At 29.6% G+C, this 26,726-nt stretch carries 36 protein-coding genes; 28 read left to right on the forward strand and 8 right to left on the reverse strand.

Annotation, left to right across the window (positions count from 1 at the left end):
• Positions 1-2 precede the first annotated feature (2 nt).
• Together rpmA and CD56_RS00915 are read left to right on the forward strand one after the other, a co-directional pair.
• Positions 3-257 (forward strand): 50S ribosomal protein L27, encoded by a 255-nt coding sequence (gene rpmA / locus CD56_RS00910; protein WP_002862355.1) that lies wholly within the window; start codon positions 3-5, stop codon positions 255-257.
• A gap of 64 nt (positions 258-321) precedes the next feature.
• Positions 322-759 carry a hypothetical protein gene (locus CD56_RS00915; protein ID WP_047207916.1) on the forward strand — a complete coding sequence of 146 codons (438 nt, stop codon included), beginning with the start codon at positions 322-324 and terminating at the stop codon, positions 757-759.
• Here CD56_RS00915 and CD56_RS00920 read toward each other — a convergent pair.
• The gene (locus tag CD56_RS00920) at positions 744-1,106 is read right to left on the reverse strand and encodes a hypothetical protein (protein WP_047207917.1); all 363 of its coding nucleotides are present in this window, start codon (positions 1,104-1,106) and stop codon (positions 744-746) included. The genes CD56_RS00915 and CD56_RS00920 overlap by 16 nt on opposite strands.
• Before the next feature lie 87 nt (positions 1,107-1,193).
• Here CD56_RS00920 and CD56_RS08345 point away from each other — a divergent pair, with 87 nt between their 5' ends.
• From CD56_RS08345 to recO, 26 genes are all read left to right on the forward strand, one after another.
• Entirely contained in the window at positions 1,194-1,334 is a 141-nt protein-coding gene (locus CD56_RS08345; protein WP_192860679.1) for a hypothetical protein, read from the forward strand.
• Between the two features lie 157 nt (positions 1,335-1,491).
• Positions 1,492-2,535: a GTPase ObgE gene (gene obgE, locus CD56_RS00925; protein ID WP_047207918.1), complete on the forward strand. Its 1,044-nt coding sequence runs from the start codon at positions 1,492-1,494 to the stop codon at positions 2,533-2,535.
• On the forward strand, positions 2,535-3,002 hold the full coding sequence (locus tag CD56_RS00930; RefSeq protein WP_039627800.1) for a DUF6194 family protein: 468 nt from the start codon (positions 2,535-2,537) through the stop codon (positions 3,000-3,002). The genes obgE and CD56_RS00930 overlap by 1 nt, the downstream gene beginning before the upstream one ends.
• Positions 2,999-3,910 (forward strand): methionyl-tRNA formyltransferase, encoded by a 912-nt coding sequence (fmt, locus tag CD56_RS00935; protein WP_047207919.1) that lies wholly within the window; start codon positions 2,999-3,001, stop codon positions 3,908-3,910. Before CD56_RS00930 ends, fmt begins: the two co-directional genes overlap by 4 nt.
• A complete protein-coding gene (locus tag CD56_RS00940; RefSeq protein ID WP_039627803.1) occupies positions 3,891-4,526 on the forward strand; it encodes a biotin--[acetyl-CoA-carboxylase] ligase in 636 nt (211 codons plus the stop codon). Before fmt ends, CD56_RS00940 begins: the two co-directional genes overlap by 20 nt.
• The gene (locus CD56_RS00945; protein ID WP_012660935.1) at positions 4,523-5,305 is read left to right on the forward strand and encodes a ParA family protein; all 783 of its coding nucleotides are present in this window, start codon (positions 4,523-4,525) and stop codon (positions 5,303-5,305) included. The genes CD56_RS00940 and CD56_RS00945 overlap by 4 nt, the downstream gene beginning before the upstream one ends.
• Before the next feature lie 3 nt (positions 5,306-5,308).
• A complete protein-coding gene (locus CD56_RS00950) occupies positions 5,309-6,160 on the forward strand; it encodes a ParB/RepB/Spo0J family partition protein (protein ID WP_039627805.1) in 852 nt (283 codons plus the stop codon).
• A 63-nt stretch (positions 6,161-6,223) separates the two neighbouring features.
• Positions 6,224-6,649, forward strand: a complete 426-nt coding sequence (locus CD56_RS00955; RefSeq protein ID WP_047207920.1) for a FoF1 ATP synthase subunit B' — start codon at positions 6,224-6,226, stop codon at positions 6,647-6,649.
• 9 nt (positions 6,650-6,658) lie between these two features.
• Positions 6,659-7,171, forward strand: a complete 513-nt coding sequence (locus CD56_RS00960; RefSeq protein WP_039627808.1) for a F0F1 ATP synthase subunit B — start codon at positions 6,659-6,661, stop codon at positions 7,169-7,171.
• Positions 7,171-7,692 carry a F0F1 ATP synthase subunit delta gene (locus tag CD56_RS00965; protein WP_039627810.1) on the forward strand — a complete coding sequence of 174 codons (522 nt, stop codon included), beginning with the start codon at positions 7,171-7,173 and terminating at the stop codon, positions 7,690-7,692. The genes CD56_RS00960 and CD56_RS00965 overlap by 1 nt, the downstream gene beginning before the upstream one ends.
• Before the next feature lie 9 nt (positions 7,693-7,701).
• A complete protein-coding gene (gene atpA / locus CD56_RS00970; protein ID WP_039617356.1) occupies positions 7,702-9,207 on the forward strand; it encodes a F0F1 ATP synthase subunit alpha in 1,506 nt (501 codons plus the stop codon).
• A 9-nt stretch (positions 9,208-9,216) separates the two neighbouring features.
• The gene (atpG, locus tag CD56_RS00975) at positions 9,217-10,101 is read left to right on the forward strand and encodes an ATP synthase F1 subunit gamma (RefSeq protein WP_039617357.1); all 885 of its coding nucleotides are present in this window, start codon (positions 9,217-9,219) and stop codon (positions 10,099-10,101) included.
• Between the two features lie 14 nt (positions 10,102-10,115).
• Positions 10,116-11,513, forward strand: a complete 1,398-nt coding sequence (gene atpD / locus CD56_RS00980; RefSeq protein WP_039617358.1) for a F0F1 ATP synthase subunit beta — start codon at positions 10,116-10,118, stop codon at positions 11,511-11,513.
• A gap of 2 nt (positions 11,514-11,515) precedes the next feature.
• On the forward strand, positions 11,516-11,908 hold the full coding sequence (gene atpC, locus CD56_RS00985) for an ATP synthase F1 subunit epsilon (protein WP_039625212.1): 393 nt from the start codon (positions 11,516-11,518) through the stop codon (positions 11,906-11,908).
• On the forward strand, positions 11,908-12,468 hold the full coding sequence (locus tag CD56_RS00990) for a MotA/TolQ/ExbB proton channel family protein (protein WP_039617360.1): 561 nt from the start codon (positions 11,908-11,910) through the stop codon (positions 12,466-12,468). Before atpC ends, CD56_RS00990 begins: the two co-directional genes overlap by 1 nt.
• A 3-nt stretch (positions 12,469-12,471) precedes the next feature.
• Complete coding sequence (locus CD56_RS00995; protein ID WP_047207921.1) at positions 12,472-12,858, forward strand: ExbD/TolR family protein; 387 nt, start codon at positions 12,472-12,474, stop codon at positions 12,856-12,858.
• Positions 12,859-12,861: 3 nt separating this feature from the next.
• Complete coding sequence (locus CD56_RS01000; protein ID WP_047207922.1) at positions 12,862-13,641, forward strand: hypothetical protein; 780 nt, start codon at positions 12,862-12,864, stop codon at positions 13,639-13,641.
• Complete coding sequence (tolB, locus tag CD56_RS01005) at positions 13,638-14,837, forward strand: Tol-Pal system protein TolB (protein ID WP_047207923.1); 1,200 nt, start codon at positions 13,638-13,640, stop codon at positions 14,835-14,837. Before CD56_RS01000 ends, tolB begins: the two co-directional genes overlap by 4 nt.
• Positions 14,838-14,901: 64 nt before the next feature.
• A complete protein-coding gene (gene pal, locus CD56_RS01010) occupies positions 14,902-15,387 on the forward strand; it encodes a peptidoglycan-associated lipoprotein Pal (RefSeq protein WP_039617368.1) in 486 nt (161 codons plus the stop codon).
• Between the two features lie 12 nt (positions 15,388-15,399).
• Positions 15,400-16,389 carry a Tol-Pal system protein YbgF gene (locus tag CD56_RS01015; RefSeq protein ID WP_039617370.1) on the forward strand — a complete coding sequence of 330 codons (990 nt, stop codon included), beginning with the start codon at positions 15,400-15,402 and terminating at the stop codon, positions 16,387-16,389.
• 13 nt (positions 16,390-16,402) lie between these two features.
• Positions 16,403-16,987, forward strand: a complete 585-nt coding sequence (locus CD56_RS01020; RefSeq protein ID WP_039617371.1) for an FKBP-type peptidyl-prolyl cis-trans isomerase — start codon at positions 16,403-16,405, stop codon at positions 16,985-16,987.
• The gene (gene fabD, locus CD56_RS01025) at positions 16,987-17,907 is read left to right on the forward strand and encodes an ACP S-malonyltransferase (RefSeq protein WP_047207924.1); all 921 of its coding nucleotides are present in this window, start codon (positions 16,987-16,989) and stop codon (positions 17,905-17,907) included. Before CD56_RS01020 ends, fabD begins: the two co-directional genes overlap by 1 nt.
• Complete coding sequence (locus CD56_RS01030) at positions 17,904-18,590, forward strand: 5'-methylthioadenosine/adenosylhomocysteine nucleosidase (RefSeq protein ID WP_047207925.1); 687 nt, start codon at positions 17,904-17,906, stop codon at positions 18,588-18,590. Before fabD ends, CD56_RS01030 begins: the two co-directional genes overlap by 4 nt.
• On the forward strand, positions 18,587-19,348 hold the full coding sequence (locus CD56_RS01035; protein WP_047207926.1) for an ATP-binding protein: 762 nt from the start codon (positions 18,587-18,589) through the stop codon (positions 19,346-19,348). Before CD56_RS01030 ends, CD56_RS01035 begins: the two co-directional genes overlap by 4 nt.
• Entirely contained in the window at positions 19,341-19,853 is a 513-nt protein-coding gene (locus tag CD56_RS01040; protein ID WP_047207927.1) for a cysteine hydrolase family protein, read from the forward strand. The genes CD56_RS01035 and CD56_RS01040 overlap by 8 nt, the downstream gene beginning before the upstream one ends.
• A gap of 1 nt (position 19,854) precedes the next feature.
• A complete protein-coding gene (gene recO, locus CD56_RS01045) occupies positions 19,855-20,469 on the forward strand; it encodes a recombination protein RecO (RefSeq protein WP_047207928.1) in 615 nt (204 codons plus the stop codon).
• Here recO and CD56_RS01050 read toward each other — a convergent pair.
• The 7 genes from CD56_RS01050 to bamA form a co-directional block, all read right to left on the reverse strand.
• Entirely contained in the window at positions 20,453-20,773 is a 321-nt protein-coding gene (locus CD56_RS01050) for a hypothetical protein (RefSeq protein ID WP_039617382.1), read from the reverse strand. The two genes, recO and CD56_RS01050, sit on opposite strands and share 17 nt — an antisense overlap.
• A 61-nt stretch (positions 20,774-20,834) precedes the next feature.
• Positions 20,835-21,761 carry a tRNA dihydrouridine synthase gene (locus CD56_RS01055; RefSeq protein ID WP_047207929.1) on the reverse strand — a complete coding sequence of 309 codons (927 nt, stop codon included), beginning with the start codon at positions 21,759-21,761 and terminating at the stop codon, positions 20,835-20,837.
• The gene (locus CD56_RS01060; protein WP_047207930.1) at positions 21,758-22,741 is read right to left on the reverse strand and encodes a hypothetical protein; all 984 of its coding nucleotides are present in this window, start codon (positions 22,739-22,741) and stop codon (positions 21,758-21,760) included. The genes CD56_RS01055 and CD56_RS01060 overlap by 4 nt, the downstream gene beginning before the upstream one ends.
• Entirely contained in the window at positions 22,738-23,094 is a 357-nt protein-coding gene (gene dksA / locus CD56_RS01065) for an RNA polymerase-binding protein DksA (RefSeq protein ID WP_047207931.1), read from the reverse strand. Before dksA ends, CD56_RS01060 begins: the two co-directional genes overlap by 4 nt.
• Positions 23,095-23,102: 8 nt before the next feature.
• Entirely contained in the window at positions 23,103-23,558 is a 456-nt protein-coding gene (locus tag CD56_RS01070) for a 23S rRNA (pseudouridine(1915)-N(3))-methyltransferase RlmH (protein ID WP_039627829.1), read from the reverse strand.
• A gap of 3 nt (positions 23,559-23,561) precedes the next feature.
• Positions 23,562-24,404: an acetyl-CoA carboxylase, carboxyltransferase subunit beta gene (gene accD / locus CD56_RS01075; protein ID WP_047207932.1), complete on the reverse strand. Its 843-nt coding sequence runs from the start codon at positions 24,402-24,404 to the stop codon at positions 23,562-23,564.
• Between the two features lie 51 nt (positions 24,405-24,455).
• The gene (gene bamA, locus CD56_RS01080; protein ID WP_047207933.1) at positions 24,456-26,672 is read right to left on the reverse strand and encodes an outer membrane protein assembly factor BamA; all 2,217 of its coding nucleotides are present in this window, start codon (positions 26,670-26,672) and stop codon (positions 24,456-24,458) included.
• Between the last annotated feature and the right edge of the window lie 54 nt (positions 26,673-26,726).

Below are 26,726 nucleotides of genomic sequence, written 5' to 3' on the forward strand. Positions count from 1 at the left end.
GAATGGCACACAAGAAAGGTCAAGGTTCAACTCAGAATAATCGTGATTCTATAGGTCGTCGTCTAGGTGTTAAAAAATTTGGTGGAGAATTTGTTCGCGCTGGCAACATCATCATTCGCCAAAGAGGAACAGCAACTCATGCAGGCAATAACGTAGGTATGGGAAAAGATCATACAATTTTTGCTTTAATTGATGGTTTTGTAAAATTTGAAAGAAAAGATAAAAATAGAAAAAAAGTTTCTGTTTATCCTGCATAATTTTCCTAGATTATCTAGGAAAATTCTTTGTAAATATAAATTCTTAATACAAGATGGCTTTTGAATGTATAGAATATCCAAGGATGAATTAAGAAGATATATTCTAGAGCAAATTTCAGATGATGTGAAAATAAAACAAGTAGAAGATCTTATTGAAAAAGCTATGAAGGATCTTCAATACACAGAAATAAATATAAAAAATATAGATGAAGTAACAAAATATATCTTAGAAAAAAATACATTAGCTGATAAGAAATTAAGCAGTTCTAGAAAAAATAATTTTTTACCTTTTTTGACTGCATTAATTATAGGTGGTAGTGGAGTTTATTATTATAAGAATGAAACTCGTTATACAGTAAAAGAAGAATACGCATTTATTTCAACTTGCGTTGGATTAAACTTAAGCCATGAAAGAAAATGGGCGTGTATTGCAAAATTGGAAATATGTCAAAAAAATGAAAAAAGTTTTATCGAGTGTGCAAAACACTATTCTTCAGAATAGTGTTTAATTAAAATTTTATAATATTCATCTCCAAAAATTTCTCTTTCAAATTGATCGTCAATTAATGGTTTATAAATTTTATCTTTTTTTATTTCTTCGTTTTCTAGCAAGAAACTATATATTTTTTCTATTTCATTTTTTGGAGCACCTCTTTGTATGATTTTTTTATATTTATCAACATACTGTTTTCTTGTTCTCTCATCTATAATATATAATTTTCCACACTCTTCTTGGAGGTCTATATAGGCATCTATAAATTCTCTTTGGCTTTTGTAGGCTTTTTTTAAATTTTTTGTTATAAATTCTTGATAATTATTTTTATATTTTTTTTGATAGAGTTTTTCCATTTTGTCCCTATTTGTCTCTAGTGTATTTTATAAAATTATATCTATAAAGTTATTAACTTTATAATTTTTTAAAAAAAGGAGAATTAAATGAACAAAAAAATTGATCCCAAAGATAATGCATCAAATATGCAAAATCCAAATAAAGGTACACCTGGAACAAATAAGCAATATGATCAAAATCAAGGAAATCGCGGGAAGCAATTAAATCCTAATCAAAAAAATAAATGAGGCTATAATATATAGTTACAAATACTATAACACCTAATAATTAGAGATAAATATTCTAAAATTAGGTGTATTTTCTACTTTAAAATTTAAAAAAAGCTACTCTTTTGAAATTATTTATATTTTGATATACTTCTTTTTAATTTATTTAAGGTTATATATGTTTATAGATAATGTAAAATTAGTTTTAAGTTCAGGTAATGGTGGCAAAGGCGCTGTGAGTTTTCGCCGTGAAAAACATGTTCCACTTGGTGGACCTGATGGTGGCGATGGTGGAAATGGTGGCGATGTGTATTTTATATGTGATAATAATACTCATACCCTAGCACACTTTAAAGGCAAAAAAGAACTTAAAGCACAAAATGGCCAACCAGGTTTGGGCCGTAATAAAAATGGCAAAAGAGGGGAGAGTTTAGAGTTGATTGTCCCTCAAGGCACTCAAGTAATTGATGCACAAAGTGGGGAAGTTTTACTTGATATGCTAGTAGAAGGCCAAAAAGAACTCTTTTTAAGAGGCGGTAAAGGTGGTCTTGGTAATACTCACTTTAAAAACTCTACTAATCAACGCCCAGATTATGCCCAACCAGGCGTGGCAGGAAAAACCTTAAGCGTGCGTTTAGAGTTAAAACTCATAGCAGATGTTGGGCTTGTAGGCTTTCCAAATGTAGGAAAATCCACTCTTATAAGCGTAGTGTCTAATGCAAGACCTGAAATAGCTAATTATGAATTTACTACTTTAACTCCAAAACTTGGTATGGTTGAAGTAGATGATTATAATTCTTTTGTAATGGCAGACATTCCAGGTATTATAGAAGGTGCAAGCGATGGTAGGGGTTTGGGACTTGAGTTTTTAAGACACATAGAAAGAACTTCTTTTTTACTTTTTGTGCTTGATCCATTAAGAGATATGAGTTTAAAAGAACAATTTTGCATTTTAAGAAAAGAATTAGAAAAATTTTCAAGCAAACTTTATGCAAGAAATTTTGGCTTAATGCTTTCAAAAAGTGATAGTGTAAATTTAGGTGAGGAATTTGCACAAAAAATGGAAGATGATTATAATGAGTTAAAAGCTTATTTGCAAAGTCAAAATAATCCACAAAGCTTTTTTGTTAAAGTATCAAGCCTTGAAAAAACAGGTTTAAAAGAGCTTAAATTTATGCTTTTAGAAGAAGTTAAAAAAATTAGAAACCAAAATAATCTTTGATGAGTGAAAATTTAACTATAGATTTTATCCAAGAATATATCAAGTCCAATTTTAAAGGCTTGGTGTATAAATTTACGTATAAAGAACATAGCTTTTTTTATAATCCCGATAAGGTTTTAAAAAACGGAGTTTATTTTTGTACTATTAAAGAAAATGATGGCATAAATGATAAAGCTTCGAATTTAAATAGAGAAGGTGTGTTTCGTCTAAGTTGCTCTCTTTGTGATCAAGATTATCAAAATCTTTTTGGTCAAAAACCTAAAAAAGCTTTAAAGGGTGAGATTGTTAGTTTAAATTATGATTTTTCTATGCTTGATCTTATCATGCCTCATCCAATTTATGCTTATATGGGATATATTTGTATTAACAATCCTTCAAGAAAAAATTTTGAAATTTTTAAAGATTATCTTGAGCTTTCATATCAAAAAGCTATAAAAACTTATCAAAAAAGGATAGCGGCACTATGAAAAATATCATTTTTATGGGAACTCCCTCTTATGCAACATGTATTTTAAAAGAGCTTGTTGATAAAGGGTTTAATGTCCAAGCTTTATTTACCCAGCCTGATAAACCTGTGGGAAGAAAGCAAATTTTAACTCCAAGTGATACTAAAAAATTTGTTTTAGAAAATAATTTAAATATAGAAATTTTCACTCCAAAAAGCTTAAAAGATGAAAATATAATCAATGGAATAAAAAGCTTAAAACCTGACTTTATAGTTGTTGCTGCTTATGGGAAGATTTTATCAAAAGAAGTTTTAGATATTGCTCCTTGTATCAATTTACATGCTTCCTTGCTTCCTAAATATCGTGGCGCTTCGCCTATACAAAGTGCTATTTTAAATGGGGATAAAATAAGCGGGGTTTGCACTATGCTTATGGAAGAAGGGCTTGATAGTGGTGCTATTTTAGAAAACATAGAATGTGATATAGAAGGTAAAAATTCAGCTGAGGTTTTTACCATGCTTTCAAATTTAGCAGCTAAGCTTACTATTTCTACGCTTTTAAATTTTGAAAAAATTGTCCCAAAAAAGCAAGATGAAAGTTTGGTTACACATTGTAAAAAAATCAAAAAAGAAGATGGGTTGATTAATTTGGATAATGCAAGTGAAATCTATCAAAAATTTCTAGCTTTTACACCTTGGCCTGGAGTTTTTTTAGAAAATGGTTTGAAATTTTTAGATATAGAATTAATTGATGGTGAAAAAACTCAAAAATCAGGTGTGATTTTACAAATAGAAAAGGAAAGCTTTTTGCTTTCATGTAAAAAAGGTATTTTAAGGATTAAAACTTTACAAGAAAGTGGAAAAAAAGCTTTAGATGCTAAGACTTATTTAAATGGAAAAAGGTTAAAACTTGGAGATAGTTTATTTTGATGAGCTTGAATCAACTCAAGTTTATTTAAGTGATAAAATTCGCAGTGGAGAGATTACTAGCAATACAGCCATTTGTGCTTTTATCCAAAGTGCCGGTATAGGTAGTAGGGATAATACTTGGCAAAGTAAGCAAGGAAATTTACATGTATCTTTTTGTATAAAAACTCAAGAATTAGCACAAGATCTTCCTTTAGCTTCTGCTAGTATATATTTTGCATTTTTAATGAAAGAAGTACTGCAAAGACAAAATTCAAAAGTATGGATTAAATGGCCTAATGATTTTTATATAGAAGATAAAAAAATAGGCGGATTGATGAGTTCTAAAATCAATGATTTTTTGGTTGTAGGAATGGGGATTAATCTTAAATATGCTCCATTTAAAGCTGAAATTTTAGACATAGAAGTGGATATAACAAAACTTTTAAATGAGTATTTTTCTTATGTAGATGAGAAAATTTTATGGAAGAATATTTTTAGCAAGTATATGCTAGAATTTGAAAAATCAAGAAATTTTTTTATACATAATGAAGGTAAGATTTTATCTTTAAAAGATGCTTTATTGTATAAAGATGGTTCTATATTGTTAGATAATAAAAGGATATATAGTTTAAGATGAGTGAGATAATAACTATTGCAAATCAAAAAGGTGGAGTAGGTAAAACTACTACCGCTATTAATCTAGCGGCTTCTTTGGCAGTAGCTGAAAAAAAGGTTCTTTTGATAGATATTGATCCACAAGCTAATGCTACAACAGGACTTGGTTTTAATAGAAGTAATTATGAATATAATATTTATCATGTTTTTATAGGTAGGAAAAAACTTTCTGAGATTATTTTAAAAACTGAGCTTCCGCAATTATACTTAGCTCCATCAAATATTTCTTTGGTTGGAATTGAGCAAGAAGTAGTAAAAGAAAGCGGAGAATATAGAACAATTTTAAGAGAAAAAATTAAAGAAATTGCCAAAGATTATGATTTTATTATCATTGACTCACCTCCTGCACTTGGAAGCATTACGGTAAATGCTTTTGCAGCAAGTGATAGTGTTATTATTCCTATACAATGTGAGTTTTATGCACTTGAGGGTGTTGCGATGGTTTTAAACACTATTAAATTTGTAAAAAAAACTATCAATCCAAAACTAAAAATAAAAGGCTTTTTACCAACTATGTATAGCTCACAAAATAATCTTTCAAAAGATACTGTGGAAGATTTAAAGCAAAATTTCAAACAAAAGCTATTTAGAACAGGTGATAATGAAGATGATTTCATCATCATACCAAGAAATGTAAAACTTGCTGAAAGTCCAAGCTATGGAAAGCCTATTATACTTTATGATATAAAATCTCCAGGTTCAGTGGCATATCAAAATTTAGCACATTCTATATTAGGATAAAAAATGGCAAAAAAAAGTGCATTAGGAAGAGGTTTAAGTAGTATTTTGGCTGATATTGATGAGGTTTATGAAAAAGAATTAGGCTCTAATGAAGGTAGAATAGAAGAAATTGATATAGATTTAATTAGCCCAAACCCTTATCAACCAAGAAAAAATTTTGATACCCAAGCTTTAGAAGAACTTGCAGGTTCTATTAAAGAATATGGTTTGATTCAGCCTGTTGTGGTTTTTAAAAAAGATGAATTTGATTATATTTTAATAGCAGGTGAGAGAAGATTTAGAGCATGTAAGCTTTTAGAAAAAGAACAGATTAAAGCTGTAGTTTTAAATGTAGATGATATAAAATTACGTGAGCTTGCTTTAATAGAAAATATTCAAAGAGAGAATCTAAATCCTATAGAGCTAGCACATTCTTATAAGGAATTGTTAGAAATTCATGATATCACTCAAGAAAAATTAGCCGATCTTATCCATAAATCAAGACCCCAAATTGCTAATACCTTAAGACTTTTAAATTTAAATGAGCAAACGCAAAATTTTATTATAGAAGGTAAAATTTCACAAGGTCATGCAAAGGTTTTAGTGGGGCTTGAAAAAGAAGAAGAAAAAATGATAGTTGATACCATCATAGGACAAAAGCTCAATGTAAGAGATACTGAAAAATTAATTAAAAATTTTAAAAATACAAATCAATTAGAAAAAAACACAATTTCAAATAAACAATATCAATCTATAATAAATTTAAAAGAAAAAATTGAATCTTTAGGCTTAAAAGTAAATGCAAAAGATTTAAAAATAACTATAAATTTTGAAAATGAAGATGAGGTTAGGGAATTTCTAAAGACATTAAATTAAATATGTTTTTAGGTATATTTTGCTATAATTTCGCGTTTTATTTAGATTTATTTAGGAGTATTAATGTTTAATGATGTACATTTTTCCATCATGATAGCCACCGGTGTCATTTTTTTGTTTATGATAGCGATTTTAAATTCTATGCTCTATAAACCTTTGATTAAATTTATGGATTCTAGGGATTTAACTATAAAAAATGATGAAGAAAAAATGAAAAAAAATTCTGATGATGTTTCAAATGTAGAAAGTGAATTAGAAAAAATTCATATTCAAACAAGAGATGAAATCAATCAAATTAAAGCAAAAGCAATAGAAGAAGCTAAAATAAAACAAGAAAAAGAATTATCAACAAGAAAAAGAGAATTAGAAGATCAAATGCTTGTTTTTCTTAAAAGTCTAAGAGAAAAAGAAAAAGAATTAAAAGAAGAAATGCGTTTAAAAATGCCAGAATTTAAACAAAGCTTTAAAAATAGCTTGAGTAAAATTTAAGGAAGATAAATGTTGAAAAAAATTGCATTGTTATCAGTACTTCCTTTTTATGCTTTTGCAGCAGGTAATGGAAGTGGTGAATATGATATAATTCCAAGAGCGGTTAATTTTGTTTTATTTGCTGCTATTTTGTATTATTTTATTGCAACTCCTTTGAAAAATTTTTATAATGGTAGAATTGCAAAAATTGCTTCTAGAATGAATGAAATTCAAGAAAAGCTTATCGCGAGTAAAAATCATAAGTTAGAAATGATGAAAAAACTAGATTTAGCCAAACAAGAAGCGATCAATGCAGTAGCTCTTGCAAAAAAAGAGGCTGAAATTATCACAGATAAAATAGAAGCTGAAACGAAAATGGAAATTAAGGCTTTAGAAAAAACTTATGAAGAACATAAAGAATATGAAATAAGAAAAATGGAAAAAGAAGTTGTGCAAGCGGTTTTAGAAGAAATTTTTGAAGATCAAAATTTACAACTTCAGCAAAAAGAAATTCTAAATATCATGATGAAAAAGGTGTCTTGATGGAAAGTGTGATTGCAAAAACTTATGCAAAGGCGATATTAGAAAGAAATGATTTTGAAGATTTTTATTCTAATTTATTAGAGTTAAGTTCAGCTTTTGCATCTAATAAATTTATAGATGTTTTAAATTCTTATGAGATAAAACAAGGAAAAAAACTAGAGTTTATACTTTCTTTATTAGATAATCCAAGCGATGCTTTTAAAAATTTTATAAATTTAATCGTAGATAATAAAAGGGAGATGTTAATCCCAGAAATCACTAAAGAATTGAGTGAGCAAAAAGCATTAAAAGAAAATACATTCTTAGGGCAAGTTTATTCAAAAGAACAATTAAGTGCAGAAGAAATTAAAAATTTAGAAGAAAAACTTAGCGCTAAGTTTAATGCAAAAATTAGATTAGATAGTAAAATAAGTGATAATGACAGTGTGAAGATTAGCTTAGATGGTCTTGGTTATGAAATTTCATTTTCAATGCAAAGCTTAAAAGCTAAAATGAATGAATATATATTAAAAGCAATTTAAGGAGATTTGATGAAATTTAAAGCAGATGAAATTAGTTCTATTATAAAAGAAAGAATTGAAAAATTTGACTTTAATCTTGAAATAGAAGAAACTGGTAAAATTATTTCAGTTGCTGATGGTGTTGCTAAGGTTTATGGTCTTAAGAATGCTATGGCTGGAGAGATGGTTGAATTTGAAAATGGTGAAAAAGGAATGGTGCTTAACCTTGAAGAATCAAGTGTTGGTATTGTTATCTTAGGAAAAGGTCTTGGTCTTAAAGAAGGAAGTTCCGTAAAAAGACTAAAAAAACTTCTAAAAGTTCCGGTAGGCGATGCGTTGATAGGACGTGTTGTAAATGCTTTGGGTGAGCCAATTGATGCTAAAGGTGTGATTGAGGCAAGTGAATATCGCTTTGTGGAAGAAAAAGCAAAAGGTATTATGGCTAGAAAAAGCGTTCATGAGCCACTACACACAGGTATTAAAGCAATTGATGCTTTAGTTCCAATTGGTAGAGGACAAAGAGAGCTAATTATCGGTGATAGACAAACAGGTAAAACAACTGTAGCAATCGATACTATCATTAGCCAAAAAGGTAAAGATGTTATTTGTATTTATGTTGCAATTGGTCAAAAACAAAGCACAGTTGCTCAAGTAGTTAAAAAGCTTGAAGAATATGGTGCAATGGATTATAGTATAGTAGTAAATGCAGGTGCTTCTGATCCTGCTGCATTGCAATATCTTGCTCCATATACAGGCGTAACTATGGGTGAATATTTTAGAGATAACTCAAGACATGCGTTGATTGTTTATGATGATTTAAGTAAGCATGCTGTTGCATATCGTGAGATGTCTTTGATCTTACGTCGTCCTCCAGGTCGTGAAGCTTATCCAGGGGATGTGTTTTATTTACATTCAAGATTGCTTGAAAGAGCAAGTAAATTAAGTGATGAGCTTGGCGCGGGAAGCTTAACAGCATTACCTATTATTGAAACTCAAGCGGGTGATGTTTCAGCTTATATTCCAACCAATGTTATTTCAATCACAGATGGGCAAATTTTCTTGGAAACAGATTTATTCAACTCAGGTATTCGTCCTGCGATTAATGTTGGTTTATCTGTATCTCGTGTTGGTGGTGCTGCACAAATTAAAGCAACAAAACAGGTTTCAGGTACATTAAGACTTGATTTAGCTCAATATAGAGAGTTGCAAGCTTTTGCACAATTTGCAAGTGATTTGGATGAAGCAAGTAGAAAGCAACTTGAGCGTGGGCAAAGAATGGTTGAAGTTTTAAAGCAACCTCCATATTCTCCACTTTCAGCTGAAAATCAAGTAGTGATGATTTATGCAGGAACTAAAGGATATTTAGATGATATAGCAGTTTCTAAAATTGGAGAATTTGAAGCGGCTTTATATCCATTTATTGAAGCTAAATATCCAGAAATTTTTGAGCAAATTAGAACCAAAAAGGCTTTAGATAAAGATTTAGAAGAAAAATTAGCTAAAGCATTGAGTGAGTTTAAAGCAAACCACATATAAGGTTTTTAAATGTCTAATTTAAAAGAAATTAAAAGAAAAATAAAAAGTGTTCATAACACGCAAAAGACAACTAATGCTATGAAGCTTGTCTCTACTGCCAAATTAAGAAAGGCAGAAGAGGCAGCTAAAAAGTCAAAAGTTTTTGCTCAAAAAATTGATGAAGTTTTATCTGAAATTGCATTTAAGATTAATCAATATGAGGGTCTTGATGATAAACTTCCGTTTTTTAGAAAAAAAGACAATATTGAAAAAATGGATATTATTTTTATTACTGCCGATAAAGGTTTATGTGGTGGTTTTAACATCAAAACCATTAAAACAGTAAATGAAATGCTTGAAGATTGTAAAGCAAAAAAAATCAAAGTAAGATTAAGGGCTATTGGTAAAACAGGTATAGAGTATTTTAATTTTCAAAATATTGAAATTTTAGAAAAGTATTTAGATACAAGCTCTAGTCCTGACTATGAAAAAGCATGTGCTATTATACAAAGTGCAGTAGATGATTTTGTAAATGAAGTAACCGATAAAGTTGTAATTGTACATAATGGCTATAAAAATATGATTTCTCAAGAAATTCGTATTAATGAATTATTGCCAGTACAAGCTATTGCAAGTAAGGAAGAACAAGAATCACAGTCTTTAATGGACTTAGAGCCAGAAGATGAAGAAATCTTAAATGATTTGCTAAAAACTTATTTTGAATATAATATGTATTTTTCTTTGGTTGATTCTTTGGCGGCTGAACATAGTGCAAGAATGCAGGCTATGGATAATGCAACCAATAATGCAAAAGCAAGAGTTAAACAACTTAACTTAGCTTATAATAAAGCAAGACAAGAATCTATTACCACCGAATTGATAGAGATTATCAGCGGTGTTGAGTCAATGAAATAAATTTAGGAGTGATGATGCAAGGTTTTATTTCTCAAGTTTTAGGACCAGTGGTTGATGTTGAATTTAAAGAATATCTTCCACAAATTAATGAAGCTATTATTGTTAATTATGAATTAGAAGGAAAAGAATGTAAGCTAGTTCTTGAAGTAGCTGCACATTTAGGTGATAATAAAGTAAGAACTATTGCTATGGATATGACTGATGGTCTTGTTAGAGGTTTAGCAGTAGAAGCAACTGGTAACCCAATCAGTGTTCCAGTGGGTGAAAAAGTTCTTGGAAGAATTTTTAATGTAACGGGTGATTTAATTGATGAGGGCGAAGAGATTAATTTTGATAAACATTGGTCAATTCACAGAGATCCTCCTCCATTTGAAGAGCAAAGCACAAAAAGCGAAATTTTTGAAACAGGTATTAAGGTAGTTGATTTGCTAGCTCCTTATGCTAAAGGTGGTAAAGTTGGTCTTTTTGGTGGTGCCGGTGTTGGTAAAACCGTTATTATTATGGAATTAATTCACAATGTTGCATTTAAACATAGTGGATATTCAGTTTTTGCAGGTGTTGGTGAAAGAACACGTGAAGGTAATGACCTTTATAATGAAATGAAGGAAAGTAACGTATTAGATAAAGTTGCACTGTGCTATGGTCAAATGAATGAACCACCAGGCGCAAGAAATCGTATTGCTCTAACAGGTCTTACTATGGCTGAGTATTTTAGAGATGAAATGGGACTTGATGTATTGATGTTTATTGATAATATCTTTAGATTTTCTCAATCAGGTTCAGAAATGTCAGCGCTTTTAGGAAGAATTCCTTCAGCTGTTGGTTATCAACCAACTCTAGCTAGTGAAATGGGTAAATTCCAAGAAAGAATTACATCAACCAAAAAAGGCTCTATTACTTCAGTTCAAGCAGTTTATGTACCAGCAGATGACTTAACAGACCCTGCTCCTGCAACTGTTTTTGCACACTTAGATGCAACTACGGTTTTAAATAGATCGATTGCTGAAAAAGGTATTTATCCAGCTGTTGATCCACTCGATTCTACTTCAAGAATGCTTGATCCACAAATTATAGGTGAAGAGCATTATAAAGTAGCGCGTGGAGTACAATCAGTGCTTCAAAAATATAAAGATTTGCAAGATATTATTGCTATTTTAGGTATGGATGAGTTAAGTGAAGAAGATAAATTAATTGTTGAAAGAGCAAGAAAAATTGAAAAATTCCTATCTCAACCATTCTTCGTTGCAGAAGTATTTACAGGAAGTCCTGGTAAATACATTAGTTTAGAAGATACGATAGCAGGCTTTAAAGGTATTTTAGAAGGAAAATACGACCATTTACCAGAAAATGCTTTCTATATGGTAGGTGGAATTGATGAAGTTATTGAAAAAGCAGAAAAACTTAAGGCTTAATAATGGATAATTTAATACATATAGAGGTGGTAACACCTCTTGGTATGATTTATAATGATAATGTAAAATCTATTGTTCTTCCTGGAAGTGAAGGTGAGTTTGGTGTTTTAAAAGGACACGCGTCTTTAATCTCTTCTTTAAAGGCAGGAATTATAGATATAGAAAAATCAGATTCAACTCATGAATTAGTTGCTATTGATTCAGGCCATGCAAAGGTATCTGAAACTAAAGTAAGTGTTTTAGCAAAAGGTGCTGTATGGGTTGGTGGAAATAGCGATAGTGAAATAGCAAAAAGATTAGAAGAAGCAAAAGATTTGATTAAATCTATGAGTAGTGATAGCGTTGCTTTAGCTTCTACTTTTGCTAAGATGGATAATAATGTAAGGCAAAAATAGTGGATTTTCAAGCAATTTTTCATTTCTTTGAAAATACAAGCTTAATCACTTATATTGTATTAGCTTGGCTTTCAGTGTATTTTATACTTAGTTTTAGTATTTTATTTTCAAGATTAATGCTTATTAATAAATGGACTCAAAATGAAAGTCAAGCTTTAGAAGCTTTAATGAGAGGGGAAAAAGATTTAAGTCAAAGTGCGTCAATTTTAAAAAAATGTGTGGAAATTGATGAAACTAAAATGAACATTTATAAAAATTCTGTAGAAAAAAAAGCTACAATAGGATTAACTTGGCTTAGTATCATAGCTTCAACCTCTCCTTTTATAGGGCTTTTTGGTACAGTGATTTCTATACTTGAAACCTTTGGTGGTTTAGAAATGCAAAATTCTTTAAGCATTATTGCTCCTAAAATTAGTGAAGCTTTGGTGGCTACAGGTTGTGGGATTTTAGTAGCAATCCCTGCATATAGCTTTCATTTGATTATCAAACGCAAGGCTTATGAGTTGATTAATATCTTAGATAGTGAAATTAAGGTGCTGGTAAGTTCTATAAAGGCTTAATTTATGTTTTTAGAAGAAAAACCCGAATTAAATATTACACCTTTGGTAGATATTATGCTTGTGTTGCTTGCTATTTTAATGGTAACAGCACCAAGTATCACATATGAAGAAAAAGTTCAACTTCCTCAAGGTTCGCAAAAAACTTCAAGTGCTCCAAATATTAAAAGTTTAATTGTAACAATTAATGCAAAAAAAGAAATTTTTATAGGAAAAGATAAATTTGATTTTATAAGTTTTGCGGATAATATGAATGCTTTAAAACTTCAGTATAACACACAAGAGACAGTTTTCATAAGAGCAGATAAGAATCTAAAATATGATGATGTAATGAGTGTTTTAAGAACAATGAAACATTTAGGTTTCCAAAAAGTTGCTTTGCAAACTGAGTAAAAAATGGAAGAAAATTCTACACATAATCTTAAAGCTTTTATTTATGCAACTTTAGTTTATTTTTTTGTTGTTTTTTTGGTATTTTTTAAGTTGGTTGAGTATAAACCAAAAGCCATTGAATATACTGATGATCCTAATAGTTTTATTAATATAGAACTTGGCGATAGTATAAATCAAAATCAAGTAAATATGATACAAGAATTGCAAAAAGAAAATTTGCAAAGCTTATTTGAAGAAAATCTTCTGCAAAAATACACCACAAACAAAAGTGTCAATACGCAAAATATAGAACAACAAGCAAGTGTTTTTAATGAGTTGTTTGGTAAAATAGAAGACTATCAAGAAGAAAAAACAACTAAAGTGCAATCTTCTATGCCTTCAAAAAAACCTACTTTTGCCCAAAGAGAAAAAATCAATGATTTTTCTAAACAACTCAATGAAAATTTAAAAATAAACCAAGAACTAGGACAATCTGTTATAGAGCAAAAAATAGGTGTTTACAATCAATTTTTAGGTACTGTGAGAAAATACCTTGAAGATAGATGGAGGATTTATAATCCTAGTGGTAATTTAAGCATAGATGTAGAATTTGTAATTGATAATAATGGCTATTTTTATTTGCTAAGTGCTACTAGTGCACATAGTGATAGTTTTGATAAAAAAGCAAAAGAATTTTTACAAAATTTAGAAGGAAGATACATAACTTTACCTCCAAATGGTAAAATAAGAAAAATCAAAATGCAACTTAGTGATATAATTGAGTTTAAAACGGAGAAACAATGAAAAAAATACTAGTATTCTTATTTTTTTGTTCAGTATTATTTGGACAAGATGCAACAATATCTGTTGTTAATAAAGGTATGCAATTGCCTAAAATTTATATTAAAGATCAGTCTAAATTGAATGATTTAGATCTTAAAAAAAGTTTTTACAACATGCTTGTTAATGATATAAAAGTAAGTTCAAATTTTGAGATAACTCAAGATGAAAAACAAGGTGATTATATTTTTTCTTATATATTAAATAAAAATGGCAAGCTTTTAGATATTGATGTTGAAATTTTAGCTGCAAATGAAACTAAAACAAGATTTTATGAACAAATTCTTTCTATTGAAGAGTATCCATTTTTAGCACATAGAAGTGTTGCTCAAATGAATAAAAAGTTAGGTTTTGCTCCGGTTGATTGGATGGATCATAAAATTTTAATAGCTAGAACCCAAGGTAATAAGCAAAGTGATATTTTATTAGCAGATTATACTTTAACTTATCAAAAAGTATTGATTTCAAAAGGTTTAAATTTGTTTCCTAAATGGGCAAATAAAGAGCAAAACTCATTTTATTTTACTGCCTATGAAGATGAGATTCCAACTCTTTATAAATACAACATGAAAAATAAAAATATAACAAAAATCATTGCTAGCAAAGGTATGATGGTTGCTTCTGATGTGAGTGATGATGGTAAAAAAATTTTACTTACCATGGCCCCAAAAGACCAACCTGACGTATATTTGTATGATGTAGATTCAAAAAATCTGACACAAATTACAAACTACATGGGTATTGATGTAAATGGCAATTTTGTAGATGATGATAAAAAAATTGTATTTGTGTCTGATCGCTTGGGTTATCCAAATATTTTTATGCAAAATTTAGATTCAAATTTAACAGAACAAGTTGTTTTTCATGGTAAAAATAATTCTTCGGTTTCTACTTATAAACACTATATGGTTTATTCTAGTAGAGAAGTAAATCAAAGCGGAGTTTTTAATCTTTATTTAATGTCAACTCAAAGTGATTATATAAGACAACTTACTGCAAATGGTAAAAATCTTTTTCCAAGATTTTCTAGTGATGGAGAAAGTGTTGTATTTATTAAATATTTAGGTTCACAAAGTGCATTAGGAGTTATTAGAATTAATGCAAATAAAGCCTTTCATTATGGTTTAAAAGTAGGTAAAATTCAATCAATTGATTGGTAAAATATCAAAATAGCATTTTTTTTGTTATAATTAAGTATGATTTTTAAATAAAAAGGGGAAAGCAATGAAAAAAATCATTTTTGCTTCAATTACTGCATTTGCTGTTATTGTAAGTGGATGTGCTACAAAAAATACTAGTGTAAGTAGCTCAAGTAGTGTAGATGGTTCAAAAGGTAGTGGTGGTTCAGATAGATTTGAAAATCTTGAATCTTTAAATTCTGTTGCAAATGTATATTTTGATTTTGATAAATTTAATGTTAGATCGGATATGCAAAAAGTTATTGCAAATAATGCTAAGATTTTCAACAAAGAAGTTGCTAATGCTGCAATCGTAGTTGAAGGAAACTGCGATGAGTGGGGAACTGATGAGTATAATCAAGCTTTAGGTTTAAAAAGAGCTAAAGCAGTAAAAGAATCTTTAGTAGCTCAAGGTGTTAATGCTGATAGAATTAGTGTAAAAAGCTATGGAGAGACTAATCCTGTATGTACTGAAAGAACAAAAGCATGCGATGCTCAAAATCGTCGTGCAGAATTTAAAATTGCAAAATAAAGTTTTAAATAAATGAAATTAAACTTATTATCAGTAGCTCTTTTAGGAGCTACTTTTTTACATGCTGAAATTTCAGCATTTGATGCAGGAAAAGTAGATACAAAAACACCTTATGGTTTAACTCAAAATGAAAAATTGCAATATGAAAATCAAGAACGCTTAAAAGCTTTAAATGAATATTATACAAATTTAACAAGCAAAATAAATACAGCAGTGGAAAACATAGAGGGTTTGCAAAGTGTCACTGAGGGATTAAATGCTCAGTATTCAAAAGCTAATACAAAATTGCTTTCATTAGAAGAAAACTATCAAAATTTTGATGCAAATATTACCCAAGAAATTCAAAATTTAAGAGCTTATATTGAAGAAAATAGACAAATTCAGGAAAAAAATCACCAAGAAATTCAAAAAGTTTTAGGTGAAATTACAACTTTAATCAATAAGATTAATGATGATTATATTTCCAAAGAAGATATGAATCAAACTATAACTTTTTTTCAATCTGAAATAGCTAGGGTGCAAAATCAAACAAAAATTACTCCAGTTGTTCCTGTTGTAAGTGATGATAATAAAACCCAAGAAATCATTCAAGATACAAATAAAACTCAAGATGAAGTGATTGAAGTAAAAGACGATAGTTGGAAAAAATTACAATCTAGTGAAATTTTGAAAAAAGCGATAGATGAAACTAATAAAAATCAATTTGAAGAAGCAAGAGAAAAATTTGAATATCTAATAAGTATTCACTATAAACCTGCTAGGTCTACTTTTTGGCTTGGAGAGATAAGATATAAACAGCAAGATTATGCAGGTGCTTTGGGATTTTATAAAAAAAGTTCTGCTATAAGCACTAAAGGTGATTATGTGCCAAAATTGCTTTATCACACGGCTATTAGCTTGGATAAAGTTGGAGATCCAAAAAGTGCTAATAAATTTTATAAGGCTTTAAAGACAGCTTATCCTGATAGTCCTGAAGCAAAAGTTTCACCAGATAGAAAATAACAAAGGAGATAAAATGGCTATAGAAAAAAATAGTGTAGTTTCAATGTTTTATGAGTTAAAAGATGCAAATACTAATGAAGTTTTAGAATCAAATATTTATGCTGAACCTATTTCTTTTATTTTGGGTAAAGGTCAAATTTTAGAAGGATTAGAAGAAGAAATTCAAAAACTTAATGCCCCATGTAATGCTGATATTGTGATAAAAAAAGAAAATGCTTTGGGTGAATATGATGCAAATGCATTACAAACTTTACCAAAAGAGCAGTTTGCAGGGATTGATTTGCAAGTTGGTATGGAGCTTTTTGGCGAAGGTGAAGATGGTAATACAGTAAGAGTAATTGTTAGAGAAATTACTGAAAATGAAGTTACTATTGATTATAATCATGCTTATGCAGGAAAAGACTTGTTATTTTCAATCAATATCGTAGATGTTAGAGCTGCAAGTGAAGATGAAATTTTAACAGGAATTATCGCAGGTAGTAGAAGTTGTGGATGTGGTGGTGGAGGACATCACCATGATCATCATCACGGACATGGCGGTGGCGGATGTTGCGGAGGCCATGGGCATGGCGGTGGCGGCTGCTGCGGTGGTCATTAATGAATAGTGCATTTATTTTCCCAGGTCAAGGCTCTCAAAGTGTTGGCATGGGTTTGAGTTTTTATGATAATTCTAAAAAAGCAAAAGAATTGTTAGATAATGCTAGTGATTTTTGTAAAATTGATTTTAAAAATTTGCTTTTTAGGGAAAATGAAAATTTAAATAAAAGTGAATTTACGCAAATGGCCATAGTTTTAAATTCATTAATGGCTTATGAAGCGTTAAAAGAGCAAGCTAATATAGAAGCTAAGTATAGCTTGGGTCATTCGTTAGGAGAATTTAGTGCTTTGGCAACTCAAGATGCATTTGATTTTTTAGATGTAATAGCGCTTGTTAATAAACGCGGTAAGTTTATGCAAGAAGACTGCTCTAAAATAGAAGCTGGTATGATGGTGATTTTAGGGCTTGAAGATAAAGTGGTAGAAGAACTTTGTCAAAAGGCATTAAGCGAAGAAAAAAGCATTTTTGCTGCTAATTATAATTGTGATGGGCAAATTGTAGTAGCAGGTTTAAAACCTGATTTAGCTTCTTATGAGAGTGAGTTTAAAAATGCAGGAGCTAAAAGAGCCATGCTTTTGAATATGAGTGTTGCAAGCCATTGTCCATTATTAAAAAATGCATCTTTGAAACTTACAAAAGAATTAGAACCTGTTTTAAAAGAGAGTTTTAAAAGCGTAGTATCAAATGTTAATGCAAAAGTGTATAATGATAAAAATCAAGCTCTAACGCTTTTAAGTGAGCAACTCATCAAGCCTGTTCTTTATAAACAAAGCATTAAGGCAATAGATAAAGAAGTAGATTTTTATATAGAATTTGGTGCAAGTGTGTTAAAGGGCTTAAATAAAAAAATCACTCAAAAAGAAACTTATGCCTTAAGTAAAATAGAAGATATTGATGAAATTTTAAAGGTAATTAAATGAAAATAGCTATTTTAGGTGCTATGCCTGAAGAGGTCACTCCTTTACTAGAAACATTAAAAGAGTATCAAACAGTAGAATATGCAAACAATACTTATTATCTTGCAAAATATAAAAATCATGAATTAATTATCGCTTATTCTAAGATAGGGAAAGTAAATTCCACTCTTAGTGCGGCTATTATGATAGAAAAATTTAAAGCTGAGCTTTTGCTCTTTACAGGTGTAGCAGGCGCTTTTAATCCTAGTTTAGAAATAGGAGATTTAATTTATGCAACAAAATTAGCTCAATATGATTTAGATATCACAGCTTTTGGTCATCCACTTGGTTATGTTCCAGGCAATGAAATTTTTATAAAAACAGATGATAAGCTAAATAATATTGCTATAGAGGTTGCTAAAGAACTTGGTGTTAAATTACAATCAGGTATTATAGCTACAGGTGATGAGTTTATTTGCGATGAGAGTAAAAAAGCAAAAATTAGAGAAATTTTTAATGCAGATGCTTGTGAAATGGAAGGGGCTAGTGTAGCTTTGGTGTGTGATGCTTTAAAAATTCCATGTTTGATTTTAAGATCAATGAGTGATAAAGCAGGCGAAAAGGCTGAATTTGACTTTGATGAGTTTGTAGAAAAATCCGCTAAAATTTCAGCTAATTTTGTTTTAAAAATTTGTGAGAAATTATGATAAATCTTAGTAAAAAACTAATTAGAGAAGTTGCAAAAGCAAATGCTAAATTTTCCCTAATAGGGGATAATGATAAGGTTTTATTGGGACTTAGTGGCGGGAAAGATTCTCTAGCTTTAGCACATCTTTTAAAACGTATGCAAGCGCATGCGCCTTTTAAATTTGAACTTAAGGCAGTAACTTTAAGTTATGGTATGGGTGAGGATTATACTAAGCTTCATAATCACTGCAAAGAGCATGGTATTGATCATGAAGTAATTGATTCTAATATTTATGAAATTTCAGGCGATACTATTAGAAAAAATTCAAGCTTTTGTAGCTATTTTTCAAGAATGAGGCGCGGAGCTTTATACACTTACGCCTTAGAAAATGGTTTTAATAAATTAGCCATAGCTCATCATTTAGATGATGCAGTGGAAAGTTTTTTTATGAATTTTATTTACAATGGTGCTCTTAGAAGTCTAGCTCCAAAATATAAAAGCAAAAGAGGTGTAGAGGTTATTCGTCCTTTGATTTTTGTAAGAGAAAGACAATTAAGAGAAAATGCTATTAATAATGAATTAGAAGTTATTGGTAATGAATTTTGTCCTGGTATGAAATTAAGTGAAAAAAATGTAAAATTTCCTCACGCTAGAGAAGAAGCTAAACAGCTTTTAGCAAATTTAGAAAAAGAAAATCCAAAATTATTTACAAGCTTAAAAACTGCATTTGAAAATATCCACACGGATAGTTTTTTCATGGTTAAGGATAATGACTAAACTTTTAGTTGTTGTTGATTATCAAAATGATTTTATCGATGGTAGCTTAGGTTTTGAAAAAGCTACCAAGATAAAAGATAATATTCTTGCTCTTTTGAAAAATCATCAAGGTGATATTGTTTTTACTTTTGATACGCATGATAAGAATTATTTAAAAACTCAAGAAGGAAAAAATTTACCTATTTATCATTGCATTAGAGATACTTTAGGTTGGCAAATGCCAAGTGATTTTGATATGTATTTAAAAAATGCAAAAAAAATCTTTTATAAGAATGCTTTTGGTAGCTTAGAATTGGCTAATTTTTTAAAACAAAATTATTATGAAAGTATAGAATTTTGTGGTTTGGTTTCACATATTTGTGTATTTAGTAATATTATTTTAGCTCAAAGCGCTAGTATCAACTCAAAAATTATATTGCATAAAAATGCAACAGCAAGCTTTAGCAAGTCTTTAGAAAATAGTGCTTATGAAATTTTGCAAGCTTATGGTGTAGAACTTTTATAAAATGCAAGGTTTTATCTTACACACTCAGAGTGTAAAAGATGAGGATTTAATCGTTTATCTTTTAAGTGCTAAAAGAATTATTAAAAGTTATAGATTTTACGGAATGAGACATTCTAATATTTTAAGTGGATATAAGATTGATTTTGAGCTTGAAGAAAGTTCGAGGTTTTTACCACGCTTAAAAGATGTTTTACATATTGGTTTTTCTTGGATTTTAGACAGAGAGAGAATGTTTTTTTGGCAAGAATTTATTAGGCTTTTTTATTGGCATTTAAAAGATGTTGAGGAAATTGATAGTTTTTATTTTGAGCTTTTAGAAGATTGTGCTAAACGTTTTGAAAAACAAGATTGCAAGCGTGTGATTGTGGATGCTTACTTAAAGATTTTAAGTTTTGAAGGACGTTTGCATAAAAGCTTTGTGTGTTTTTATTGTGATGAATATATACAAAAAAACGTTGTATTGGTAAGAGCTTTTTTACCTGCACATAAAAAATGTGCTTTTGGCTATGAGTTTAAAGCTGAAGATCTTGCAAAGTTTTATGAAAATTTTAATTCATCGCATTTTAGCGATGAATATATTGATAATTTATATAAAATTATTAAAGAGGGTTTTTAAGGGTAATATCATACATCATAATAGCCTCTTGTCTTAATTTTGCGATGATATTTGCACTGTCAATATGTGTATTTTTTATAATAGCTTCCTTGCTATTTTTAATATCTTCAAGCAAATTTCCAAGTTGTTTTTGAGAGCTTTGTAGGCAAGTGCTTATACATTTTGGTTGGGTTTGTTGCAAAACTTGCTCGAAATTTAAACTTTGATTGTTAAGCTTTGAAGCATGTGCTGCTAAATTGTTTGCACTTGTTCTAATGCCACCTAATGCTTTGTAAATCCCTTTTGAATTGATATGAGCTGCCATGAACCTTCCTTGTTTTATGGTATCTCTTCATTCATATTGCTTAGTAACTTACAAGCAAAAATCATTCCTTATTGAAAAATTCTTGAATATATTTTCGCATAATATCTGCATCATTAATACGATTAACACAATCTCTAAAATTAGAAGCATCTTCATAACCTTTAGAATATTCATGCAAGTGCTTTCTAAATATGCTTATGCCTTGTTCTTTATAATGCTTTAACATTTCTTCAAAATGCGCGAATATAATTTTATTTTTCATAGCCTTTTCGATTTTTTTACCAGTTTTTATCTCATGAAATATCCAAGGTTTTCCTATGCTTGCACGCCCTATCATTAAAGCATCGCAGTTTGTAATTTCAAATACTTCTTTAGCATTTTCTGCACTAATATCACCATTTGCTACTAAAGGAATTTTGATATTTTCTTTGGCTAAAGCTATGGCTTCATAATCAGCATTTCCACTATACATTTGTTTTCTAGTGCGACCATGCATACTGATAAAATCTACTCCAGCATTTTCACACGCTTTAGCAATAGCAATGGGATCTTTTTTATCAAATCCTAATCTTACTTTGACACTAGTTAATTTTTTATTACTTGTTTTTTTAATAAGTTCTAAAATTCTTTGTAATTTATCAAGATCTTGCAAAAGAGCACTACCTGCACATTGTTTTATAACTTTATTTACAGGACAACCACAATTAAAATCAATCCCATCTATAAAATCAAAACGATTTAGTATTTCTACTGCTTTTTGAATTACGCTTTCATCTGAGCCTGCAATTTGAACTATGTAAGGGCTTTCAAGTTCAGCTTTTTCTAACATTTTAAGAGTTTTTGAGCTCTCATACACTAAGGCATTAGAACTTATCATTTCACTAATGGTTACATCAGCCCCAAATTGCTTAACTAAATTTCTTAAAGGCAAGTCTGAAAAACCTGCCATAGGGGCTAAAAATAAAGGTTTTTTGCTAAAATCTATCATTGTATTAATTTTTCAAGCTCTATTTTTTTATTATGCTCTCTTAAAAAGAGCAAGAGTCTAAAGTCTTTATGCTCATTTTGATCATTTCCTAATTCATTAAGCAATTCATCATACATACCAAATTCTGCCAAAGTATAAAGATAAGCTCTTAAAGCTTGAGAATGATTATCTTTTAACTTTTTAAATAAAGCAATTAATATTTGAGGTTCTATTTTTTTGCAAAGTATTTTAGCACAGTGCAAATATGATTTATCATCTAAGGTATTCATACTAAGTAAAACTTCGATTTCAGCATGATTTAATTCTAAGTTTTCTTTTTCAAATCTACTTAAAAGCAATAAAATATCATCTTGATTTTTTTGTATTTTTAGTGTTTTAATTTGACTATAGGGCGCATTTTCTAACACTATTTTATAAGCAAAAATTTCTAGCTCATTTACTAAGGTATCTTTGTTTTTGATAAAAGAAAAAGCATGATTATTATCATTTTGAAAGTGATTTTTTTCATTTAAAATAAAAATTTCATTATTTGGATCTAGCTTGTATTTTTTTAATTCCACAAATTCCTTTTTGTCTAAGTTCTCAAAAATATCAATAATTTCATCTATTTTAGGATTTTGAATTTTTTCTTTAAAACAAAGAGCTTGAGTGTTTTTTGCTATGTTTTGAAATTCTTGAGTTTTAAATTTAACCTTGCTTGCTTTTTTTAAAAAAATATCAATAATAAAATTTTCATAATTTTTACTATCTTTAATTAGATTTTTATATTGTAAATGTTTTAAAAAGCCATAAAAACTCATATGCGCTAAAGCCAGTATCATTAAAAACAAAGCAGGCAAAACAACCCATAAGCTAATAGGCAAATTTAATTCAAAAGTAGAAATTGCAAAAGTATAATTTCCTAAATTTAGATTATAAACTAAGGCTGCAACAATTAAAAGATAAACTAAACTTGCAAAGAAAAATAATCTTATTTTCATAGCTTTTTCCTTTTTTCTAGGGTTTCACGGCAATTTATGCAATATTTTGCATGAGGTTTAACCTTAAGTCTTTCAGGATGAATATCATCTTCACAATACTCACAAATACCATAAGTATTGTTATCTATTTTGCTTAATGAATGTTTAATTTCTTCTAGTTCAGCTTTTAAATTTTCATTAATTTTAAAATCAATATGAGAGCTATTGTCAATTTGTTGTAAATCAACTTCATCTCTAGGTTCACTATCTTGTAGGTTATGGATATTGTCTATATTACCTTGCAGTTCTTGTAAAATTTCTTTTTGTCTTTGAAGTAATATATTTTTAAATTCTTCAAGATTTAATTCTTGCATAAACGCTCCTATTTGTGATATGGGTGATTTGTATTAATGCAAAATGCACGATAAATTTGCTCTAAAAGCATAGTTTTGGCAAATTTATGTACTAAGGTCATTTTACTAAGAGCTATACTTGTATGCATTTGTGCAATAAATTCTTGCTCAAATCCATAAGCACCACCTATAAAAAATGAAATTTCATTTTTATCTTGCAATAATTTTGCAAATTCTACACTTGTAAATTCTTTACCTTTTTCATCTAATGCTATGCAAAAACCTTTTTTATAAGGACTTAGTGCATTTGTATAAGATTTTTTTGCTTCTATAGCATTAGCGTTTTGTGCTTGATTAATTTTGTTATTAAAAACACATATATCATTAAAACTGCAAAATTTTTTGATGAGTTTGGTATAATGCTCATCTATCTTGCTAAATTCATCATTACTATTTTTTTGAATACTTAAAAGATTGATTTGCATTTTTTAGTTTTTAGAAAAAAACCTTAAAAAATCTGCTATAAATTTTTTATGTTCGCTTCTTTCCACAATCGCATCAATCAATCCATGTTCAAGTAAAAATTCGGCCTTTTGAAAGCCGTCTGGTAAATCAGCTCCTATGGTTTGTTTAATTACCCTAGCTCCTGCAAATCCTACCAAAGCACCAGGTTCAGCCATGATGATATCTCCAAGCCAAGCAAAGGACGCGCTTACGCCACCCATGGTCGGATCAGTTAATACTGAAATATAAGGAAGTTTTTCTTCTGCTAATAGTTTTAATGCCGCGCTAGTTTTACTCATTTGCATTAAAGAATAAGTGCTTTCTTGCATTCTAGCTCCACCACTTGCACTTACTATAACAACAGGAGTTTTTTTCTCAATCGCTCTTTCAATAGCTCTAAGAATTTTTTCACCTTCTACTGAGCCTAAACTTCCACCCATGAAAGAAAAATCAAAAACAACAAGTTGAGTTTTTATCCCATCTATATTACATTCACCACTTATTATGGCACTTTTTCTTCCTGTTTTTTCTTCATTTTCTGCCAATCTTTTTTTATATGATTTACTATCTACAAATTTAAGCGGATCGATTGCATGTAAGTCTTTATCCATTTCCTCAAAAGAGCCTTCATCGCTAAGCAATTCAATGCGTTTTAGAGGGTCTAATCTCATATGAAAATTACATTTAGGGCAAACATTATAACAAGTTTCTATTTCTTTATAATACATTAACGCATGGCAAGAATTACATTTTACCCAGTGATTTGGAGCTTCACTTGGAGTAGCTTGTTTGCGTCTTATACTAGAAAAAATATCTAAAAAATTCATTATCTCTACCTAAAATAAAAATTTTAAAATTATAGCAAGATTTTATTATTTTTAAAATCTTGCGCCCAACATAAACTCGAATTTGCTTAAATCGTCTTTTGAGTTGGTGTTAAATGGTTTAGCAAAAACTAAATTTAAAGCACCTAGCGGGGTTAGCCACTCAAAACCAACACCTGTGCTCCATCTTTGAATTTGACTTAAAGAACTCTCTCCGATAGCACCATAATCAAAAAATACACTACCTCTAAGTTTGATTCTATCAAAAAGCGGAAAACTAAGTTCTACAGAATTTGCAAAAGCCACTGTACCACCTGTTTCATCACCCCATTCATTTTTAGGACTCACACTTCTTCTATCAAAACCTCTAATAGTTCCTATACCACCAAGATATAATTTTTCATTGATAGGCAAATAGCCTTGATCCCATACCTTATAAAAACTTGCTTTATAACGATAAATTAAATCCCAACCTATAAATTCTTCCAAACCTTGATAATAATTAAACTTAGTAGTAGAACTTATGAATTCTTGATCCCCACCTAAGCCTGCATATTCAAGCGAAGTTGAGGCAATAAAACCTGATCTTGGTAAATAATAATCATCTGTATTGTTAAATACTATCGAAGGAGTAATGGAGCTTTTATAGGTTTTTCCAAGTTTATATCCTTGAGCAATTAAGCGATCACTTAAATGATAAATATCACTTTGCTCAAGATTATAAGTTAAATCAACACTTGTATATCTTCCTAAAGTTTTACCAACGCTTATGTCAAAACCATAGTTTCTCTCATCATAGCTATCCCATTCTAAACGATCTGAATATAATGATCCTCCAAGAGAATAATCACTATCATTTACTCTAGGATTTCTTAAAGATACTCTACCTGAAAGTGTATCATCGCCTTTGTCTATACTCACACTTCCTTTCATACCAGAGCCTAAGATATTTGCATCAGATAATGAAGCGCTAAGTAAAATTCCATCACTAGTTCCATAGCCAATACCACCTGAAATGGCCCCAGTTGAAGCTTCTTTGACTTCTACTATCAAATCAATATGCGTATCATCTACTCTTTGTTCTTTAATGTCTACATTTTCAAAATATGCAGTTCTTCTTAGGGCATTTCTTGAGTCTATTAAATCAGTTCTATTATAAAGATTGCCTTCAGTTAGATAAAGCTCTCTACGAATAACTCTATCAACTGTTTTGGTGTTACCTGAGATGATGACATCTCTTATATATACTTTTTCATTAGGTATGACTTTAAAAATAATCATAGCTTCATGATTTTCTTTATCTTTTTGTATATCAGGTATAACTTGTACAAAAGCATAGCCTAAATCTGCTGTTTTAGTTTCTATAGTCTTTATATCTTCTCTTAGTTTTTCTATATTAACTATTTTTCCAACACTTAATTTTAAATCATTTGCCAAAGCTTCATTTTCTTCATCACTAAAAATTGGATTAAAAATTTTAATCCCTTTGACTTTATAAACCTCACCCTCGTTGATAAAATAAGTCAAATCAGCTTGATAGGTATCTGTGTAAGTATTTAAAAAAGCAGGAGATACACTTACATCAAGATAACCTTCTTTTAAATACACATCTGAAATTCTTGAGCTATCATTTGCTAAATCAAAGATTTTAAGCTTACCATCATTAAAACCCCACATCCAGCCTAGGGCTTCTCTTTGTTTATTTGCTATTGCAGGTTCAACATCTGAATAACTTAAATTTTTTGCACCGCTTAAATGTACTTTTTCTATGATGATATTTTCCCCACGGTTTACAACAAAAGTAAGTTTTAATGAGCTTGAATTACTTAATTTTTCATCTTTGATTTCTACAACAGTGTCATAAAAACCTTTGGCTTGATAAAAAAGTTTAATTTTTTCAGCAGCTTCTTTAGCTGAATTTTCATCATATAAAATTCCAGGTTTTAAGCCAACAAGGCTTTCTATTTGCTTTCTATCGTTACTTGCTATACCTTGAATATCTATTTTGCTAATGGAAGGTTTTTCTATTACTTTAAAAGTTAGCACTCCATTTTTTTCTTCTACTACTATATCTTTAAAATAATTTCTATCAAAAAGATTTTTAATCGCTGTATCTATGCTAGCAGGATCGATTTTTTGTCCTATTTTTAATTTAGAAATCGCAATAGCACTTTCTTTAGAAAGTTGCGATAAGCCTTCAAATTTTATATCTTTAATTGTAGCTGCACATAAAGAACTTGAGAGTGCAAAGAAAACAAACCATTTTTTCATTATTCTACCTAAATTTTTATATACAAAATCGTTATAATACCAAAATATTTTTAA

The sequence above is a fragment of the Campylobacter lari genome (assembly GCF_001017575.1).
Lineage (GTDB): Bacteria > Campylobacterota > Campylobacteria > Campylobacterales > Campylobacteraceae > Campylobacter_D > Campylobacter_D lari_C.